Consider the following 20,098-nt stretch of genomic DNA (forward strand, 5'->3'; position numbering starts at 1 on the left):
TCCGCACGCCCCCTGATCCCAGACGTGCCCGACGCTGCGCCCGAGCGAGCGCCGGGGACGTCCCCGACCACCACCGAGGACGGTGACCGACGTGACCCCTGTGTCCTTCTCCCCTTACGAGCGCTGGTCGGCACTCCCTCCTGACGACGGTCTCTACCGCCGCGACCTGGAGAAGGACGCCTGCGGCGTCGCCATGGTCGCCACGATGCGTGGTCACGCCGGTCACGACATCATCGACCACGCCCTGCTCGCCCTGGCCAACCTCGACCACCGCGGCGCCACCGGTGCCGACCCGCTCGTCGGGGACGGCGCCGGCATCCTCAGCCAGGTCCCCGACCGGTTCCTCCGTGAGGTCGTCGACTTCGAGCTGCCAGAGGCCGGCCACTACGCCGTCGGCATCGCCTACGTCCCGACGGACGCGAGCGAGCGCGAGACGATGACCCAGCGCATCGACGAGATCGTCCGCGAGGAGGGCCTGACGGTCCTCGGCTGGCGCCATGTGCCCGTCCAGCGCGACATCGTCGGCCAGATGGCTCGCGACTGCATGCCCGACTTCTGGCAGCTCTTCGTCGCCGCACCCGGCGGCGAGGTCTCCGGCCTGACCCTCGAGCGACTGGCCTTCGTCGCCCGCAAGCGCGCCGAGCGCGAGACCGGCGTCTACTTCTCCTCGCTGTCGGCCCGCACGATCGCCTACAAGGGGATGCTGACCACTGCGCAGCTCGAGCCCTTCTACCCCGACCTGTCCGACGAGCGTTTCGAGAGCGAGCTCGCGCTCGTCCACCAGCGCTTCTCGACCAACACCTTCCCCAGCTGGCCGCTCAGCCACCCCTTCCGGTTCATCGCGCACAACGGCGAGATCAACACGGTCAAGGGCAACCGCAACTGGATGCGGGCGCGCGAGTCCCTGCTGAGCAGCGACATCATCCCCGGTGACCTGCAGCGGATCATGCCGATCTGCGCTCCGGAGGCGTCGGACTCGGCGTCCTTCGACGAGGTGCTCGAGCTGCTCCATCTCGGTGGCCGCTCGCTGCCGCACGCCGTGCTGATGATGATCCCCGAGGCGTGGGAGAACCACGCGACCATGCCGCAGGAGCTCAAGGACTTCTACGAGTTCCACTCGATGTTCATGGAGCCGTGGGACGGCCCCGCCTGCGTGACCTTCACCGACGGCACGCTCGTCGGTGCCGTCCTCGACCGCAACGGCCTGCGTCCCGGTCGTTACTGGGTCACCGACGACGGCCTGGTCGTCCTCGCCTCCGAGTCGGGAGTGCTCGACCTCGAGCCCGAGCACGTCGTGCAGAAGGGGCGCCTGACGCCGGGCCGCATGTTCCTCGTCGACACCGCCGCCGGGCGGATCATCGAGGACGAGGAGATCAAGGGCCAGCTCGCCGCCGAGCGCCCCTACGGGCAGTGGCTGGACGAGGGCCGGATCATGCTCGGCGACCTGCCGCCGCGCGAGCACATCATGCACACGCCGGCGTCCGTCGCCCGCCGCCAGCAGACCTTCGGCTACACGCAGGAGGAGCTGAAGATCCTGCTCATGCCCATGGCGGAGAAGGCCATGGAGGCGCTCGGCTCGATGGGCACCGACACCCCGGTGGCGGTCCTGTCGGAGAGGCCACGGCTGATCTTCGACTACTTCACCCAGATGTTCGCCCAGGTGACCAACCCGCCGCTCGACGCGATCCGCGAGGAGCTCGTCACGGCGCTCGGCACGGCGATCGGCCCGGAGGGCAATGTCCTGGACGCCGACCCCGACCACGCCCGCCAGCTCGTCCTGCCCTTCCCCGTCATCGACAACGACGAGCTGGCCAAGATCGTCCACATCGACGCCGACGGCGAGCTGCCCGGCAAGGTGACGCACGTCGTGCGCGGTCTCTACGACGTGACCGGGGGAGAGGAGGCGCTGCGCGCCACCCTGACCCGCATCTGCACCGAGGTCTCCGACGCGATCGCCGAGGGCGCCCGGTTCATCGTGCTGTCCGACCGCGACTCCGGTCGTGACCTCGCGCCGATCCCGTCGCTGCTGCTCACCTCGGCCGTGCACCACCACCTCATCCGGGAGCGCACGCGCACCCAGGTCGGTCTGATCGTCGAGACGGGTGACGTCCGCGAGGTGCACCACGTCGCGCTGCTCATCGGCTACGGCGCCGCCGCGGTCAACCCCTACCTGGCCATGGAGTCCGTCGAGGACATGGTCCGTCGCGGGGTCATCACCGCGGTCGACGAGGAGACCGCGGTCGGCAACCTCATCAAGGCGCTCGGCAAGGGCGTGCTGAAGGTGATGTCGAAGATGGGCATCTCCACCGTGGCCTCCTACCGCGGCGCACAGGTCTTCGAGGCGCTCGGCCTGAGCCAGGAGCTCGTCGACGAGTACTTCACCGGCACGGTGAGCCAGCTCGGCGGCATCGGCCTCGACGTCATCGCAGCCGAGACCGCGGCCCGGCACGCGCGGGCCTACCCGCCGGAGGGCATGCGCCCGCCGCACCGGGTCCTCGAGGTCGGTGGCGAGTACAAGTGGCGTCGTGAGGGCGAGCCGCACCTCTTCGACCCGGAGACCGTCTTCCGTCTCCAGCACTCGACGCGGGCGCGGCGCTACGACATCTTCAAGCAGTACACCGACCGGGTCAACGAGCAGTCCGAGCGGCTGATGACCCTGCGTGGCCTCTTCGCCCTCGACGAGGACCGGGCGTCGATCCCGATCGACGAGGTCGAGCCGGTGAGCGAGATCGTCAAGCGCTTCTCCACGGGTGCCATGAGCTATGGCTCGATCAGCAAGGAGGCGCACGAGACGCTCGCCATCGCGATGAACCGTCTCGGCGCCCGCTCCAACACGGGGGAGGGCGGCGAGGACCTCGACCGCCTGATGGACCCCGAGCGCCGCAGCTCGATCAAGCAGGTCGCCTCGGGACGCTTCGGCGTCACGTCGACCTACCTGACCAACAGCGACGACATCCAGATCAAGATGGCGCAGGGAGCCAAGCCCGGCGAAGGGGGGCAGCTCCCGGGCCACAAGGTCTACCCGTGGGTCGCGAGCACCCGTCACTCGACGCCCGGCGTCGGCCTGATCAGCCCGCCGCCGCACCACGACATCTACTCGATCGAGGACCTGGCGCAGCTGATCCACGACCTGAAGAACGCCAACCCCTCGGCGCGGGTGCACGTCAAGCTCGTGAGCGAGATCGGCGTCGGCACCGTGGCGGCCGGCGTCAGCAAGGCGCACGCCGATGTCGTGCTGATCTCCGGCCACGACGGCGGAACGGGTGCCTCCCCGCTCACCTCGCTCAAGCACGCGGGTGGCCCCTGGGAGCTCGGTCTGGCCTCTACCCAGCAGACTCTCGTGCTCAACGGTCTGCGAGACCGGATCGTCGTCCAGGTCGACGGCCAGATCAAGACCGGCCGCGATGTCATCATCGGTGCCCTGCTCGGCGCGGAGGAGTTCGGCTTCGCCACCGCCCCGCTCGTCGTCAGTGGCTGCATCCTCATGAGGGTGTGCCACCTCGACACCTGCCCGGTGGGCATCGCGACCCAGAACCCCGAGCTGCGTTCGCGCTACTCCGGCCAGCCGGAGTTCGTCGAGACCTTCTTCGAGTACATCGCCGAGGAGGTGCGCGAGCTGCTCGCCGAGCTCGGCTTCCGCACCCTCGACGAGGCGATCGGTCGCGTCGACCTGCTCGACACGCGCAAGGCGGTCGACCACTGGAAGGCCTCTGGCCTGGACCTCGGTCCGATCTTCGCCAAGGTCAGCTCCTTCGACGGTTCGGGTGTCCGGCACGCCAAGGCGCAGGAGCACGGACTCGAGGCCGCCCTGGACCACCGGTTCATCGCGGTGGCGCAGCCGGCACTCGAGGGTGGCGAGCACGTCGCGGCGGAGTTCGCGGTGCGCAACGTCAACCGCACGCTCGGGACGATGCTCGGCCACGAGGTGACCAAGCGGCACCCGGAGGGCCTGCCCAACGGCACGATCGAGCTGACCCTCACCGGCTCGGCCGGTCAGAGCCTCGGCGCCTTCCTGCCCGCAGGCATCACCGTGACGATGGTCGGCGATGCCAACGACTACGTCGGCAAGGGCCTGTCCGGTGGTCGCATCATCGTGCGGCCCCCGGAGGACGCGAAGTACGTCGCCGAGGACAACGTCATCGCCGGCAACGTCATCGGCTACGGCGCCACCTCGGGTGAGATCTTCCTGCGTGGTGTCGTCGGCGAGCGCTTCTGCGTCCGCAACTCCGGCGCCACCGCCGTCGTCGAGGGCGTCGGCGACCACGGCTGCGAGTACATGACCGGTGGCACGGTCCTCGTCCTCGGGCCGACCGGCCGCAACTTCGCGGCCGGCATGTCCGGGGGCAATGCCTTCGTGCTCGATCTCGACGAGTCGCTCGTCAACCCCGAGCTCGTCGACATCACCCCCCTTCGCCACGGGGACCGCGAGGTGGTGAGCCGACTGCTCGCCGAGCACCTCGAGCACACCGGCTCGGCCGTGGCCCAACGACTGCTCGACGAGGGGGAGGCCGGTCTCGACCGCTTCTCGCTCGTCCTGCCCCGCGACTACCAGCGTGTCCTGGACGTCCGCGCCGAGGCCGAGGCCGAGGGCCTCGACGTCGACGGTGCCGAGGTCTGGGACCGGATCATGGAGGCTTCCCGTGGCTGACCCGCATGGATTCCTGAACACCCGCGAGCGCGAGCTGCCCGTCCGCCGACCGGTAGACGTGCGCATCCGTGACTGGAAGGAGGTCTACGAGGAGCAGCAGGCCGGTCAGCTCCAGCGGCAGGCCGGACGCTGCATGGACTGCGGCATCCCCTTCTGCCACTCCGGCTGCCCGCTCGGCAACCTCATCCCCGAGTGGAACGACCTCGCGTGGCGCGGCGACTGGCACGACGCCATCGAGCGGCTGCACGCGACGAACAACTTCCCGGAGTTCACCGGTCGGCTCTGCCCGGCCCCCTGCGAGACCGCCTGCGTCCTCGGCATCAACCAGCCGGCCGTGACGATCAAGCAGATCGAGGTGACGACGATCGAGGAGGCCTTCGGTCGTGGTGACGTCCCGCCGCAGATCCCGGACCGGCTCACCGGCAAGACCGTCGCCGTCGTCGGATCCGGCCCGGCGGGCCTGGCCGCTGCGCAGCAGCTGACCCGCGCCGGGCACACCGTCGCCGTCTACGAGCGCGCCGACGCACCGGGCGGGCTCCTGCGCTACGGCATCCCGGAGTTCAAGATGGAGAAGCGGATCCTTGACCGCCGCATCCAGCAGATGAAGTCCGAGGGCACGCGCTTCCGCTCCGGTGTCGCCATCGGTGACGAGATCACCGGCCAGCAGCTGCGTGACCGCTACGACGCGGTCGTCCTCGCGATCGGCGCCACGGTCCCGCGCGCCCTGCCGGTCCCCGGTAGCGAACTCGACGGCGTCATGCAGGCCATGGACTTCCTGCCCCCCGCCAACCGCGTCGCGGTCGGCGAGGAGGTCGAGGGCCAGGTGACGGCCGAGGGCAAGGACGTCATCATCATCGGCGGCGGCGACACCGGCGCCGACTGCATCGGCACCTCGATCCGTCAGGGCGCCAGGTCCGTGACGAGCCTCGAGATCATGCCGCAGCCCGGCGAGGACCGTCCCGCCAACCAGCCCTGGCCGACCTACCCGATGCTCTTCCGCGTCGCCTCGGCGCACGAGGAGGGTGGCGACCGCGTGTACGCCGTCTCGACGACGGAGATCATCGGCGACGACGAGGGCAAGGTCTCCGGCCTGCGCCTGACCGAGGTCGAGCGCACGGACCAGGGCTTCGAGCCGGTCGAGGGCACCGAGCGGGTCCTGCCGGCCCAGCTCGTCCTGCTCGCCATGGGCTTCCTCGGCCCGGACCCCGAGGGTGTGGTGGCGCAGCTCGGGCTCGAGACCGACGAGCGCTCCAACATCGTGCGCGGCAAGGACTACCAGACCGGTGTCCCGGGCGTCTTCGTCGCCGGTGACGCCGGCCGCGGGCAGTCGCTCATCGTGTGGGCGATCGCCGAGGGCCGCGCCGCGGCCAACGGTGTGGACACCTATCTCATGGGCCGCTCGCAGCTGCCGCGCCCGATCAACCCCACGGACCGTCCGCTCGTCGTCTGAGCCGGCACGGCCCGACGAAGGGGGATGACCGTGTCGGCGGTCATCCCCCTTCGTCCGTGGTGGCGTCACGGTCATAGGGTGGTGACATGCGTCGCGCCAAGATCGTGTCCACCCTCGGTCCCTCGACATCCACCCCCGAGCGCATCCGTGAGCTGGTCTCGGCTGGCATGGACGTCGCCCGGCTCAACCTCTCGCACGGTGAGCACGCCGTCCACGAGGCCAACTACCGCAGCGTGCGCGAGGCGAGCGACGACGTCGGTCGCGCCGTCGGTGTGCTCGTCGACCTGCAGGGCCCCAAGATCCGCACCGGGCGCTTCGCCGACGGCCCGATCGTCCTCGCGGCCGGCGACCACTTCACCATCACCACGCGAGACGTGCCGGGCGACCAGCAGGTCGTCGGCACGACCTATCCCGGTCTGGCCGGGGACGTGCGCGCGGGTGACACGATCCTCGTCGACGACGGCAAGATCACCCTCGCCGTCCACGACGTCGACGAGACCGACGTGCGCTGCGTCGTCGTCTACGGGGGCCCGCTGTCGGACAACAAGGGGATCAATCTGCCCGGCGCCGCGGTGAGCGCTCCGGCCCTGTCGGACAAGGACGAGGACGACCTGCGCTGGGCCCTGGGGCTGCGCGCCGACTACATCGCGCTGAGCTTCGTCCGCTCGTCGGCGGACATCACCCGCGTCCACGAGATCATGGACGAGGTGGGCGTGCGGCTGCCCGTCATCGCGAAGATCGAGAAGCCGCAGGCGGTCGAGGCTCTCGAGGAGATCATCGACGCCTTCGACGGGATCATGGTCGCCCGCGGTGACCTCGGCGTCGAGCTGCCTCTGGAGCAGGTGCCCCTCGTGCAGAAGCGGGCCGTCGAGCTGTGCCGGCAGAAGGCCAAGCCGGTCATCGTCGCCACCCAGGTCCTCGAGTCGATGATCGACAACTCGCGCCCGACCCGGGCGGAGGCCTCCGATGCCGCCAACGCGGTCCTCGACGGCGCCGACGCCCTGATGCTCTCGGGGGAGACCGCCGTCGGGAAGTTCCCCATCGAGGTCGTCAAGACGATGTCCAAGATCATCGAGACGACGGAGGAGCAGGGCCTGAGCCGCATGCGGGACCTCATGGCGCCGCCGACCTCCCAGGGGGGGCGTCATCGCCGCCGCAGCAGCCGAGACGGGGGAGGCCCTGGGGGTGAAGTACCTCATCGCCTTCACCCAGCTCGGCGGGTCGGCGCGACGCCTGGCACAGGTGCGCTCGGGTCTGCCCATGTTGGCCTTCTCCCCGGTGCAGGACACCCGCTCGCAGCTCTCGCTCGTGTGGGGCATGCAGACCTTCCTCACCCCTCCGGTCACGCACACCGACCAGTACGCGCTGATGGTCGACGAGCAGCTGCTCGACCTCGGCTGGGTCGAGGAGGGCGACCGGGTCGTCATCGTGGCCGGCTCGCCGCCCGGGGTGCCGGGCTCGACCAATGCGCTGCGGGTGCACCGCATCGGCGACGCCCGCAACAAGACGACGGTGGCCTACCGGGCCGGCGAGGACGGCGTGCCCGAAGGGAGCGCCGGCGCACTCCCCGGCGGGATGGGCTGAGTCGGGAGGGACCCCCTGCGGTCGGTATGCTTGCGGCGCACTCCGGCCGGGGTGGTGGAATGGCAGACACGGAGCACTCAAAATGCTTTGCCCGCAAGGGCGTGCGGGTTCAAGTCCCGCCCTCGGCACCAGTTCGAGACCAACCCACGGAGGATCAACCATGACGGTGGACACCGAGAGCCAGCAGGGCCTGCGGGTACTGCTCGCGGAGGACGAGGCGCTCATCCGGCTCGACCTGGCCGAGATGCTCACCGATGCCGGCTACGAGGTCGTCGGACAGGCGAGCAACGGCGAGGAGGCCGTCTCGCTCGCGGACTCGCTCCAGCCGGACCTGATCATCATGGACGTCAAGATGCCCGTCATGGACGGCTTGACGGCGGCCGAGACGATCGGTGAGAAGCGGATCTGCCCCGTCATCATGCTCACCGCCTTTTCGCAGAAGGAGCTCGTCGAGCGGGCCCGCGACGCGGGGGTCATGGCCTACATCGTCAAGCCCTTCACCGTCTCCGACGTCACCCCGGCGATCGAGGTCGCGACGTCGCGCTGGGCCGAGCTCAAGGCGCTCGAGTCGGAGGTCGCGGACCTCGGCGAGCGGCTGGAGACCCGCAAGGCCGTCGAGAAGGCCAAGGGCGTGCTGATGAAGAAGCTGAAGATCAGCGAGGCGGAGGCCTTCCGCTGGATCCAGAAGACGGCTATGGACCGTCGCCTCGGCATGCGCGAGGTCGCCGACGCCGTCGTCGCCGGGATGGACAAGGCCTAAGCCCCGGGCTCAGCTCAGGGCGACGACGAGCTGGGTGAGCAGCGGCGCCACGACGAGCGCCGGCAGCATGTCGCCGACGGGCACCTGACGGATCTGCAGCAGCCGCAGCGAGATCCCGACGAGGATCAGACCACCCGTGGCGGTGAGTGCTGCGATGGGGGCCTCCGGCAGGATCGCTCCGAGCGCCATGCCGACGAGGGTCAGCGAGCCCTGGACGACGGCGACGCTCACGGCAGAGAAGAGCACCCCGACGCCGAAGGTCGAGGCGAAGGCCAGCGCGGCGAAGCCGTCGAGCACGGACTTGAGCGCCAGCTTGTCGATGCCGCGCCCGAGCCCGTCGTCGAGTGACCCGAGGATGGTGAGCGGCCCCACGCAGAAGAGCAGGCTGGCCGTCAGCCAGCCTTCGACGAAGCGCTGCCGGCCGGCGGCGTCGGCGCGGCGGCGGCCGGCGAGGGACTGGACGCGGCCGGCGAGGGTCCCGAGCCGACGCTCGATCCCCAGGAGTGAGCCGGCCACGCTGCCGATGAGCAGTGAGCCGAGGACGATGAGCACCGGCGCGCCGGAGCCGAGGGCGTCGGCGAGGGCCGGGGAGGTCACGTCGATCGCCGACAGGCCGGCCATGAGCAGCGTGACGAGCCCCAGGCAGTCGGTGACGACGTCACGTGTGTGCTCCGGGAGGCGGCCGCCCACGGCCATGCCGAGGAGGGCCCCGGCCACGACGGTCAGGACGTTGAGCGCCGTCCCGGCCCCGATGAAGTCCATGGGTGCGGGCTCCCGTCAGTCGCCGCGGTCGCGGTAGATGCCCAGTTCGCCCTCGCGGTGCTGCATCGGGACCATCGCGACGCGCTGTGCCGAGGCGGAGATGTCCTTGATGAGCTCAGGCTGCGTGCTGTCGGTGACGTAGAGCCGGTCGGACCCCTCGGGCGCGCTCTCGATCCACAGGTGGTCCGCGTCCTCCGGGAAGGGCCACGACGTGAGGAAGTGCGGCTGCCAGCCCTGCCGGTGGACCTGCCAGGCGATCGCGGGTGACGCCCCGAGCGTGGGCGTGAAACCCAGCCCGTTGATCTGCACGTGCCGCCCCTGCCCGTCACCGAGGTCGTCCCCGGCCGCCTGCGCCACGGCGGTCATCGAGTCGATCTCCGCCCAGGCGGGCGGCAGGGCCAGGGCGGTTGCCGCGACGCCGCCGGCGACCAGCCCACCTCCGAGGGGGAGGGCGACCCGGGGGCGCAGGTGCGGTGTCGCGTTGTCGAGGTAGGCCAGGCCACGCCAGACGAGTGCGCACCACGTGAAGGCGGCCACGGGCAGCCAGGTGATGACCCAGTAGGGCGCGAGCGGCCACTCAGGCAGCCGGGACGCGGTGAGGAGCATCCCGATGTTGGCAGCGAGCGCCACGCGGGCGGGCCAGGCGCTGCTCGCGCGCCCCTTGGGCACGCGGTAGCCGGTGGCGATGACCGCGAGCAGCAGGACCAGGCCGATGCCGAGCACGGTGGCCGGCCCGGTGCCGTCGACGAGGAGGTCCTCCGTCGACCGCCGGAAGCCTCCGGGTGCCGGGGCGATGAGGTTGAGGTATGTCGCGCCCTCGGTGAAGCCGATCGGATCACCGGTGCCCGAGGTGGCCCAGCGCACGATCTGGGTGAGGTTGTTGGGGTGGTGCACGAAGAGCTCGGCGATGCTCGGCAGCCACACGACGACGCCCAGGCCGAGCGCCCACCGGTGGTTGCGGCCGTCGGTGGCCGCGCGGACGCGGCGGGTGTGGGTGAGTCGGGGCCACAGCAGCAGCGCCGCCGCGACGACGGCGAGCACGCCGGCGAGGGGCAGGAAGGCGAGGTTGGACTGGGCGATGAGCGAGACCGCCACGACGAAGGGAGGCAGGGCCCGCCGGTCGTCGCGAGCCAGTGCCCACAGGAGGACCAGGGCGAGGAAGGTCGGCAGGAGAGGGGCGAAGGGGTTGAAGGGCCGGAAGAGGGCGTCCGTGCCGATGGCCCACTGGGTGAGCAGGACCCCGCAGGTGAAGACGGCCACACCGAGCGCGCCGCCGAGTCGACGGGCCCAGGTGACGGTGAGGACCGATGCCGTGGCGGCGATGAGCCCACCACCCACGGCGATGCCGGCCGCGGAGCCGCCGGCGAGGGCCAGCGGGAGGGCCAGGAGGTAGAACTGCAGCGGTCCGAGGTGGTGCGTCGACAGGTTGACGTCGATCCCGTCACCGGACGTGCTGCGCATGCCGGTGACCGGCAGCTGCCCGTCGAGGATGCCGGCCGTGCGCAGCGCGATCGTCGCGTCGTCTCCGTTGGGCTGCCAGCCGTGGGTCAGCGCCTCGACGACGGCGAAGGTGGGCGCGAGCAGCACGGCGACGACGGCCAGGGCGACGAGGCGGTCGGTCGTCGTCCAGCGGCGGGGGTCGAGCCGGTGGGGGTCGATGCGGCGGACGCGTGCGCGCAGGGCGGGACCGCGCCGACCGGAGGAGCGGGGGGCCACTCAGGCGCCGGGCGGCAGGTCGCGCAGGATGCAGGTGATGCGCGAGGTGCAGGTGCGCCGGCCCTCGTCGTCGGTGATCGTCACCTCGTAGCAGGCGACGCTGCCACCGAGGGTGACCGGTATGGCGGTGCCGGTCACCCAGCCGGATCGGGCCGCCCGGTGGTGCGTGGCGTTGATGTCGAGGCCGACGGCGATCTTGCCGAGGGAGTGCGCGTGCACGGCGGAACCGATCGAGCCGAGGGTCTCGGCGAGGACGACGCTCGCGCCGCCGTGGAGGAGCCCGTAGGGCTGGGTGTTGCCCTCGACGGGCATCCGGGCCACGATCCGGTCCGTCGTCGCCTCGAGGATCTCGATCCCCATGCGCTCGGCCAGCGCTCCCCGGTGGGCGTTGAGCTCCTCGGCAGAGGGGGACTGTCGGTCGGTCATCAACTCTCCTGCAGATGTCGAAGGGGTGTCGGCCCAGCCTGCCACGGCGACGGGGTGTCGGGCCAAGCACCTAGTCTGGGCGCGTGAGTCGACTACTGCTGCTAGACGGACACTCCCTGGCCTACCGCGCCTTCTTCGCGCTCCCTGCCGAAAACTTCTCGACGAGCACGGGGCAGCACACCAACGGTGTGTACGGCTTCGTCGCGATGCTCATCAATGTGCTGCGGGACGAGGACCCCACCCACGTCGCGGTGGCCTTCGACGTCTCCCGGGCGACCTTCCGCAGCGAGGAGTACGCGGAGTACAAGGCCGGCCGCAGCGCGACCCCCGACGCCTTCTCCGGGCAGATCCCGCTGCTCAAGGAGGTGCTCGACGCGCTCAACATCACGTACGTCGAGCTCGAGGGCTTCGAGGCGGACGACATCATCGCGACGCTGGCCACCCAGGGGCGCGAGGCCGGCATGGACGTGCTCATCTGCTCCGGTGACCGCGACACGCTCCAGCTCGTCGACGAGCGCACGACGGTCCTCTACCCGCGCAAGGGTGTCTCCGACCTCGTGCGGATGACGCCCGAGGCGGTCACCGACAAGTACGGGGTCGGCCCCGATCGCTACAGCGATCTCGCCGCGCTCGTCGGCGAGACGAGCGACAACCTGCCCGGTGTCCCCGGCGTCGGCCCCAAGACGGCGGCAAAGTGGATCAACGCCCACGGCGACCTGCAGGGCATCGTCGCCTCGGTCGACCAGATCGGCGGCAAGGCCGGCCAGTCGCTGCGCGACCACCTCGACCAGGTCCTGCGCAACCGCCGGCTCAACGCCCTGCTGCGCGACGTCGACCTGCCGGTCGGCGTGGACGACGTCGTCCGACGCGGGTGGGACCGCGAGCAGGTCCACACGCTCTTCGACAGCCTCGAGTTCCGGGTGCTGCGCGACCGGCTCTTCACGACCTTCGACACCGCCGAGTCCGAGGTCAGTGGCGGCGTCGAGGTCGACGGGCGGGCGCTCGCTGCCGGCGAGGTGCGCACGTGGCTCGACGAGCACGCGGGTGAGCGGCTCGGGCTCGACGTCGTCGGTGACTGGGGGCGCGGCCGGGGTGACGTCCGCGGTCTGGCCCTGGCCACGGCCGAAGGGGAGGCCGCCTACGTCGACGTCGTCGAGATCAGCGGCCAGGACGAGGCTGCGCTGCGCGACTGGCTCGCCGACGCCGACCGGCCCAAGGTCCTGCACGACGCCAAGGGCCCGATGCTCGCACTGGCCACGGCCGGTCTGCCGCTGGCGGGCCTCGCGGTCGACACCGCGATCGCGGCCTACCTCGTCCGGCCGGACCAGCGCTCCTACGACCTCGCCGACCTCGCGGTGCGACACCTCGGTCGCGATCTCGGGGGAGACGACGCGGAGGTCGACCAGGGGATGCTCGACTTCGCGACCGACGACTCCTCGGCCGGTCGTGAGGCCATGGTGCGCGCGGCGGCCGCGGTCGAGCTCGCGCCGCTCCTCGAGGCCCAGGTGGAGGAGACCGGCGGCAGCCGGCTCATGCGCGAGGTGGAGCTGCCCGTCGTGGGGGTGCTCGCCGCCATGGAGACGGCGGGCATCGCGGTCGACTCCGAGGCGCTGACCGACCTCGAGGCGCAGTTCGCCGACAAGGTCGCGACGGCCCAGGCGGACGCGTGGGCGGCCATCGGGGACGAGCAGATCAACCTCGGCTCGCCCAAGCAGCTGCAGGCCGTCCTCTTCGACACCCTCGGCCTGCCCAAGACCCGCAAGACCAAGACGGGGTACACGACCGACGCGGACGCGCTGGCAGATCTCCACGCCAAGACCGAGCACCCCTTCCTCGAGGCGCTCCTGCGCCACCGCGATGCGACGCGGCTGCGGGTGACCGTCGAGGGGCTCATCAAGTCGGTCGCCGACGACGGGCGCATCCACACGACGTACCAGCAGACGATCGCCGCGACCGGCCGGCTGTCGTCGACCGACCCCAACCTGCAAAACATCCCGATCCGGACCGAGGAGGGCCGGCGCATCCGCGAGGTCTTCGTCGTCGGACCCGGCCACGAGTCGCTGATGTCGGCCGACTACAGCCAGATCGAGATGCGGGTCATGGCCCACCTGTCCGGCGACGAGGGGCTCATCGAGGCCTTCCGCACCGGTGAGGACCTCCACCGCTTCGTCGGCGCGCGGGTCTTCGGCGTGGAGCCCGATGGCGTGACGGCCGAGATGCGCAGCAAGGTCAAGGCCATGTCCTACGGCCTGGCCTACGGGCTGAGCGCCTTCGGCCTGTCCAAGCAGCTGGGCATCTCCACGGGCGAGGCGACCGACCTCATGGACGAGTACTTCGAGCGCTTCGGAGGCGTGCGCGACTACCTCGAGGAGGTCGTCGACCGGGCTCGGGCGACCGGCTACACCGAGACGATGCTCGGTCGTCGCCGCTACCTGCCCGACCTGACCAGCGACAACCGGCAGCGACGTCAGATGGCCGAGCGGATGGCGCTCAACGCACCGATCCAGGGCTCGGCGGCCGACATCATGAAGCTGGCGATGCTCCGGGTCGACCGGGCCCTCGGCGAGGGAGAGCTCAGCTCACGCGTGCTCCTGCAGGTGCACGACGAGCTCGTCATCGAGGTGGCCGCCGGCGAGGACGCGGCGGTCGAGGCACTCGTGCGCGAGGAGATGGGGCGCGCCGTCGACATGGACGTCCCGCTGGACGTGTCGGTCGGTCGGGGACGCAGCTGGCACGACGCCGCCCACTGACCTGACCCCGGTGCGGCCGTCGTGGTCGCCGTCCGCTCAGCCGAGGGCGATGAGCACGTCCTGGCAGATGGGGGCATCGGCTCCACCGAGCGGGCGGCCGAAGCGCACGATGCGGGCGCCCGGCACGATCGAGCGGACGAGCGCGAGGGCCTCGAGGTTGGCGCCCGAGGACTCGCGGCCGAGCCCGACCTCGAGGAGCAGGTACCGGCTGCGCGCGAGCGTCTCGCGGGCGCCGCGCAGGGCCTCGACCTCGAAGCCCTCCACGTCGATCTTGAGCAGGTCGATGCGGGGGAGGTCGGCGGTGATCTCGTCGAGCGTCAGGACGTCCACATCGACGGTCAGCTCCGGGTCGTAGTCCTCCACCTCACCGGGTCGCAGGGTCGCCATGACGCTGACGTGGTGGCGGTGCAGGGTCATCACCGCCCGCTCCTCCCCGACGGCCACCTGGTGGGAGCGCGCGACGGGGAAACCGGCAAGGTTGTGCCGGAGCTTGGCGTGCGTGTCCGGGTCCGGCTCGACGGAGACGATCTGCGCGTCGGGGACGAAGGCGCGGGTCGCCGCGGCGAACTGCCCGACGTTGGCTCCCACGTCGACGACGACGGGGGCAGGGGTCCCGTCGAGGACGGCCGGCACGACGACGACATCGTGGACGTCGAGCAGGCAGGTCTGGAAGGTGCCGAGGTCGAGAGGACTCGTCGCGCGGAAGTGCACGTCGCCGGCCCGGACCGTCGCGGTGCGCCCGGCCTGGAGTGCGGGCAGCGCTGCGGCCTTGCTCGCGAGGAAGGCCGCCCGCTCTCGCGCCCCCCACCGGTGGAGATGCAGGGTCTCGCGGTCGAGGGCGACGGAGCGGCCCACGTAGAAGCGGACCCACAGGGCCGCCTTGCCCCAGCGTGTCCGGGGGGTGGACGCGGTCATAGGGCGCTCCCTTCGTCATCAGGTGTGTCGTCGGTGGTGACATGGGTGCCGTCGGCGACGGCACGGCCCCGCAGGCTCCTCCGGTCAGCCACGACGACCCCGGCGCCGACGACGCTGTCGCGCACCAGCGCTCCGTCCCCGACCACGACGTCGTCGAGAAGGATGCTGTCGACGACCCTGGCCCCGGCTCCCACCCGCACGCCGGCTCCGGTCGACGACCGGACGACCTCGGCGCCGTCGGCGATCAGCGTCCCGGGTGAGACCGGGTCGATGCTCGTCCCGGAGGGCACCACGCCGGCCGCGGTCCCGTCGAGCAGGGCGAGGTGGGCGCCGAGCAGCGCCGTGGGGGAGCCGATGTCGGCGAACCACGCCTCGGCCCGGTGGGCGACGACCAGGGCACCGTCCCCGATGAGCGCGGGGAGCAGGTCGCGCTCCCACGACTGCACGCCCCCGGTGGCGAGTCCTTCGAGCACCCGCGGCCGCACGACGTAGGTCCCGGCGTTGACCAGGGTCCCGGGCGGTCCCGGGACCTTTTCGCGGAAGCCGACGACCCGCCGGCCGTCGTCAGCGACGTCGACCGTGCCGAAGGGAGCGGGGTCGTCGGCCGCGCGCACGTGGAGCACCACGTCGGTTCCGTCGTGCCCCGCAGCGCACTGGAGCGCCAGGTCGTGGCCGGTGAGGAGGTCGCCGTTGGCGACGACGACCTGCTCGTCCCGGTCGGGGGCGAGCGCCTCGAGGGCGGCGAGCAGGGCGCCGCCGGTGCCGAGGGGGGTGCCCTCGTCGTGCGTGTGCACGTCGAGCCCGTCCACCGGGTGGCTCACGACGTGGTCCCGGACGAGGTCGGCGTGGGTGGCCGTCGCGAGGACGACGTGCCGGACGCCCGCGTCGGCGAGCCGCCGGAGCTGGAGGTCGATGACGGGGACGCCTGCGACGGGCAGCAGGTGCTTGGGGCGGGTCAGGGTCAGCGGGTGCATGCGGGTGCCGAGGCCTCCGACGAGGAGGACGGCGGCCCGCGGCGGGGTCATTCGGGTAGCGGGTCGCCGTTGGCGGCGTCCCGCACCCGGGGGGCGAGCCAGGACCAGACCTGGGGCCCGGACTCGCGCGTGACGTGGAGGTAGTCCTCGTAGAGGGGGGTGCCGTTGATGCCGTCGTGGTAGCCGTCACCGCAGAGGAAGGAGTTCTGGTCGATCGTCTGGATGTCGTTGTCGTCGGCCCACGCCCGGGAGAGGTCGTTGACCCGCTCGACGGCGATGTCGTCGTTGAAGCGCGTGACCTCCGCGTCGACGCCGAAGTCCGGGACCCGGTGGCAGGCGAGGTTGACCATGACGACGCGGCGGTCGCCCGGGGCCTTGTCGATGGCCTGCAGGAGCCGGTCGTACCCGCGCTCGACGTAGTCCTCGTAGGCGCTGGAGCGGAAGTCGAGGCGGGAGCCGTCGATGTCCCGGTCCGCGACCAGGCTCTGGCTGACGAAGATCACGACGACGTCGGGGTCGTCGTCGGTGACGGCCTGGGTGAGCTGCTCGCGCCAGTCCGCGCAGTCGGGGTTGATCGGGTCGGGGGCGTCACCGCGGTAGCGGGCCTCGGGGAAGAGGTCGCAGCCGGGGTTGGTGTAGTCCCCGACGGTGAGGTCCGGGTAGGTCCCCTTGGGGTAGAACTTCGCGTAGCTCGCCGGGATGGAGTTGCCGATGAGCAGGGCTCGCTGGGTGGTGTCGCCCGCGATGTACGGGGGAGCGGTGTAGGCGATGTTGGACGTCACGTCGCCCGAGACGACCGCCTGGCTGGCGCCGACCGGCAGCGCCACGGCGCCTGCGACGACCGCCACCGCAGCTGTCGCGCCCGCTGCCGCACCGACGCGTGGGAAGCGCGGCACGAGGACCTTGAGGCCGTGCCGGCGGATCGGCTGCTCGACGAGCAGGTAGGACAGCGTGGCGACGACGAAGGAGAGCACGATCTGCACGTAGGCCCGCACGAGGGGGTCGACGTCGACGAGCAGCTGGTTGGAGTAGACGAGGATCGGCCAGTGCCACAGGTAGAGGCCGTAGCTGATGAGACCGACCCGGCGCAGGGGCTCCCAGGACAGCAGCTTCTGGACGGGGTTGGTCTCCCAGCTGGCCGCGGCGACGACGACGACGGCGACGAGCACGCACAGCACGAGCAGGCCGCCGCGGAAGAGCACGGCGGGTGCCTGGGTGCGGGCGACGAGGGCGACGACCACGAGCGCCAGCGCGGCGGGAGCGAGCAGGCGCGCGATGCGGTCGGTGCGGGCCGTCACGGCCGACGGGGCGCGTGCCGTGCCGCTGCGGAGCGCGAGCACGCCGGCGACCGCTCCGACGAGCAGCTCGAAGGCGCGGGTGTCGGTGCCGTAGTAGACGCGCGACGGCTCCAGCCCGGGGGTGTAGAGCAGGGCCATGAGGGCCGCGGACACCAGGGCGAGCCCGCCGAGCACCATCGCCACCCGGGTGCGCTTGCCGACGAGACGCAGCAGGAGCAGCAGCAGGAGCGGGTAGAGGATGTAGAACTGCTCCTCCACCGACAGCGACCAGGCATGGCGCAGGGGCGAGGGCGTCGCGAGGGTCGCGAAATAGGCCTCGTCGCTGGCGTACATGCGCCAGTTGGCCACGTAGAAGATCGTGCTGAGCACGTCGTCGGCGACGGCATCACGGCGCGCCGGCAGACCGATGAACCGGGCGGCCAGGAGGACGGCGGCGAGGACGACGAAGAGCGCGGGCAGCAGGCGACGAGCCCGGGCGAGCCAGAAGCCGAGCAGGTCGACCCGCCCGGTGCTCGTGCGCTCGCGCAGGAGCAGGCTCGTGATGAGGAAGCCCGAGATGACGAAGAAGATGTCGACGCCGAGCCACCCGCCCGGCAGCCACTTCTCGTTGACGTGACCCACGACGACGGCGACCACGGCGATGGCCCGCAGGCCGTCGATGGCGGGTCGGTAGGCCAGACGGAGATGTCCTTCCGCCTGCCGGGTCGTCGGCCGCAGGCGCGCGGGCGCACGAGAGGTCCGGCGCCGCAGCGCTCTGGGGTCAGGGAGTCTCATGGGTGGTGGTCTCGTTCTGCTGCACTCGACGAATCACAACACAACTCGTGAGTAGCATGGGCGCATGGTGACTGACACTACCCCCCAGGGACCCTCGCCGCTCCGGGTCGCTCGAGGTCTCGTCCTCCTGCTCGCGGCGCTGCTGCTCATCGCAGCCATCTACTACTACTTCGTCCCGGTGCAGGTGGCCTCGAAGGAGGGCGTCTTCGGGTGCGGGAGCGCCTCCAACCCGCCGAGCGCGGACAAGGACGGGTTCCAGTTCGGCGCCTGCCAGAAGACTGCGGTGATCAACCAGTTCCGCACCTACGCCCTCCTCGCCGGGGCCGCGGCGACCGCTCTCGCGGCCTTCCTTGTCTTCCGGTCGCCCCGGTCGGACTGGGAGGACGACGACATCAACCTCGGTCGCGACGGTGACTCCCGTCGGGGCGACCGAGGTGCACGTGACCTGCGCGCTGCCCGCTCCGAGCGGAGCGAGCGTTCCGAGCGCGCCGAGTCGCGCGAGCTGCGAGGCGCCCGGCGCGAGGACCGGCCCCGTGCGGCCGAGGTCGACGACGAGCCGCGGACGAGCGCCCGCGACGAGCCGCGGACGAGCGCGACGGACGACTGGGAGGAGCAGGTCAGCGAGGCTGCGCCCTCGCGGTCGACGCGGCGTGGGGACGACTTCCTCGACGACGAGATCCAGGACGAGGCGCCGCGACGCGCCCGCCGTCGCCGGGACGACGACTTCTGACCGACACCTTCGGGGTTCGCCGGCCTCTCAGGGGCGGTCCACCTCGGCGCCCGGCTCGCCTCCACGAAGGACGAGCCGGGCGCTGCCCATGAGGGCGACGAGTGCCGCGACGCCGGCGTACGTGCCGACGACCGGGGAGACCGTGGTGACGTCGCCGAGCAGCAGGGCGCCGGCGCCCACGAGGGTCCCTGCGAGAGCCACGACGGTCAACCCGCGGTGACCGCGGGCCATCTCGGCGAAGAGCAGGACCTGGCACAGGGCCCAGAGCGTCCCGAGGGCGGTGAAGGCGGGCAGCAACCCGGCCGCATCGAGGTACTCGGTGCCGCCGAGGACGCGGACGAGCTGCTCGGGCACGACCCCGACGACCAGGATCCCGACGGCGCCCAGCCCGAGGACCAGGCCGAGGGCGGCGAAGACCGGCCGGCGCCCGGCCCCGCGGCTGGCCACCGGCACGAGCGTGAGCGCCACGAACTGGGTGCCCCAGAAGACGACCTTGCCGAAGAGGCCGGCGAAGGCGTACGCCCCCGCATCGTGCGCGGTGAGCAGGTGCCGGGCCAGCAGCACGTCGGTGCTCGTCATGGCGAGGAGGACCGCAAGGGTGCCGTTCGAGGTGAGCAGCTCGCGCACGAGGCCCATCTCGAGACGACGCCATCGCTGCACGTGTCGACGGGCGAGCCACAGCGACATGAGGGCCGGTGCCCATGCCGCGAGGACGAGCCACCCGAAGACCCCGACGACGCCGGCGCCCGTGGCCGCGGCGGCGATGGCCGAGAGCACGCGCGCGCTCGAGATGGCCACGTAGACCGCTGCGAGGGCGGCGAACCGGCGGTGCCCGAGGAGCAGCCCCTGGGCGGCCCCCGTGAGGGTGTACGCCGGCATCATCAGCGCGACGAGCACCATCGCGGCGGGGGAGCCGAGGTGGAAGGCATGGGCGACGAAGGGAGCCAGAGCCACGGTGAGGAGGGCGAGGGTGCCGCCGACGACGAGCGAGAGCCCGATGCCGGAGCGGTGGGCGTGCCCACGAGCCTGGTGGGCGGCCACGACGACCTGGAAGGCGCTCGCCGGCAGGGAGAGGAAGATCGCCGTGTTGTTCACCGCCGAGAAGGCGCCGAAGTCGGCGGGCCCGAGGGATCGGGACACCAGGAGGACGAAGGCATAGCCGAGGACATTGCTCAGGCCCATGCAGACCCCGAGCAGCCAGCCGCTCGAGCCCACCGTCTTCGTCCTCGGCTCCGCCGAGGCGCTCACATCCGTCCCCTCTCCTCCGCGGACGCGGCAACCCTACCTGTGGGTACGGTCGGGGCCCTCTCG

The 20,098-nt window shown here is 71.5% G+C and carries 12 protein-coding genes, 1 tRNA gene and 1 pseudogene; 7 read left to right on the forward strand and 7 right to left on the reverse strand.

Annotated elements, in window-relative coordinates:
• Positions 1-82 precede the first annotated feature (82 nt).
• The 5 genes and pseudogenes from gltB to B277_RS11390 all read left to right on the forward strand — a co-directional run bounded on the left by gltB (position 83) and on the right by B277_RS11390 (position 8,442).
• Positions 83-4,648 carry a glutamate synthase large subunit gene (gene gltB / locus B277_RS11370; RefSeq protein ID WP_007928345.1) on the forward strand — a complete coding sequence of 1,522 codons (4,566 nt, stop codon included), beginning with the start codon at positions 83-85 and terminating at the stop codon, positions 4,646-4,648.
• Positions 4,641-6,098 carry a glutamate synthase subunit beta gene (locus tag B277_RS11375; RefSeq protein ID WP_007928347.1) on the forward strand — a complete coding sequence of 486 codons (1,458 nt, stop codon included), beginning with the start codon at positions 4,641-4,643 and terminating at the stop codon, positions 6,096-6,098. The genes gltB and B277_RS11375 overlap by 8 nt, the downstream gene beginning before the upstream one ends.
• Before the next feature lie 86 nt (positions 6,099-6,184).
• Positions 6,185-7,682, forward strand: a pseudogene (gene pyk, locus B277_RS11380) (pyruvate kinase).
• A 45-nt stretch (positions 7,683-7,727) separates the two neighbouring features.
• A tRNA-Leu gene (locus B277_RS11385) sits at positions 7,728-7,813 on the forward strand.
• Between the two features lie 29 nt (positions 7,814-7,842).
• The gene (locus B277_RS11390) at positions 7,843-8,442 is read left to right on the forward strand and encodes an ANTAR domain-containing response regulator (protein WP_007928351.1); all 600 of its coding nucleotides are present in this window, start codon (positions 7,843-7,845) and stop codon (positions 8,440-8,442) included.
• 9 nt (positions 8,443-8,451) lie between these two features.
• On the opposite strand, the gene B277_RS11395 is transcribed toward B277_RS11390, so the two are convergent.
• Genes B277_RS11395 through B277_RS11405 form a run of 3 tightly spaced genes read right to left on the reverse strand, consistent with a single transcriptional unit; the run spans position 8,452 to position 11,346 of the window.
• Positions 8,452-9,204: a DUF554 domain-containing protein gene (locus B277_RS11395; RefSeq protein ID WP_007928352.1), complete on the reverse strand. Its 753-nt coding sequence runs from the start codon at positions 9,202-9,204 to the stop codon at positions 8,452-8,454.
• A gap of 15 nt (positions 9,205-9,219) precedes the next feature.
• Positions 9,220-10,920 carry a hypothetical protein gene (locus B277_RS11400; protein ID WP_007928354.1) on the reverse strand — a complete coding sequence of 567 codons (1,701 nt, stop codon included), beginning with the start codon at positions 10,918-10,920 and terminating at the stop codon, positions 9,220-9,222.
• Entirely contained in the window at positions 10,921-11,346 is a 426-nt protein-coding gene (locus B277_RS11405; protein WP_007928356.1) for a PaaI family thioesterase, read from the reverse strand.
• Between the two features lie 83 nt (positions 11,347-11,429).
• Between B277_RS11405 and polA the strand changes: the two genes are divergently transcribed.
• Positions 11,430-14,096 carry a DNA polymerase I gene (gene polA, locus B277_RS11410; protein WP_007928358.1) on the forward strand — a complete coding sequence of 889 codons (2,667 nt, stop codon included), beginning with the start codon at positions 11,430-11,432 and terminating at the stop codon, positions 14,094-14,096.
• 36 nt (positions 14,097-14,132) lie between these two features.
• Here polA and B277_RS16105 read toward each other — a convergent pair whose 3' ends face one another.
• The 3 genes from B277_RS16105 to B277_RS16110 are packed head-to-tail and all read right to left on the reverse strand — an operon-like array spanning position 14,133 to position 18,057.
• A complete protein-coding gene (locus tag B277_RS16105; RefSeq protein WP_007928360.1) occupies positions 14,133-15,011 on the reverse strand; it encodes an FkbM family methyltransferase in 879 nt (292 codons plus the stop codon).
• Positions 15,008-16,036 carry a nucleotidyltransferase family protein gene (locus B277_RS11420; RefSeq protein ID WP_007928362.1) on the reverse strand — a complete coding sequence of 343 codons (1,029 nt, stop codon included), beginning with the start codon at positions 16,034-16,036 and terminating at the stop codon, positions 15,008-15,010. The genes B277_RS16105 and B277_RS11420 overlap by 4 nt, the downstream gene beginning before the upstream one ends.
• Entirely contained in the window at positions 16,033-18,057 is a 2,025-nt protein-coding gene (locus B277_RS16110) for an acyltransferase family protein (protein WP_083853752.1), read from the reverse strand. The genes B277_RS11420 and B277_RS16110 overlap by 4 nt, the downstream gene beginning before the upstream one ends.
• 64 nt (positions 18,058-18,121) lie before the next feature.
• Between B277_RS16110 and B277_RS11430 the strand changes: the two genes are divergently transcribed.
• The gene (locus tag B277_RS11430; RefSeq protein WP_007928366.1) at positions 18,122-18,787 is read left to right on the forward strand and encodes a hypothetical protein; all 666 of its coding nucleotides are present in this window, start codon (positions 18,122-18,124) and stop codon (positions 18,785-18,787) included.
• 27 nt (positions 18,788-18,814) lie between these two features.
• Here B277_RS11430 and B277_RS11435 read toward each other — a convergent pair whose 3' ends face one another.
• On the reverse strand, positions 18,815-20,035 hold the full coding sequence (locus B277_RS11435) for an MATE family efflux transporter (protein ID WP_128277477.1): 1,221 nt from the start codon (positions 20,033-20,035) through the stop codon (positions 18,815-18,817).
• Positions 20,036-20,098 lie beyond the last annotated feature (63 nt).

It is taken from the genome of Janibacter hoylei PVAS-1 (assembly GCF_000297495.1).
Taxonomy (GTDB): Bacteria; Actinomycetota; Actinomycetes; order Actinomycetales; family Dermatophilaceae; genus Janibacter; species Janibacter hoylei.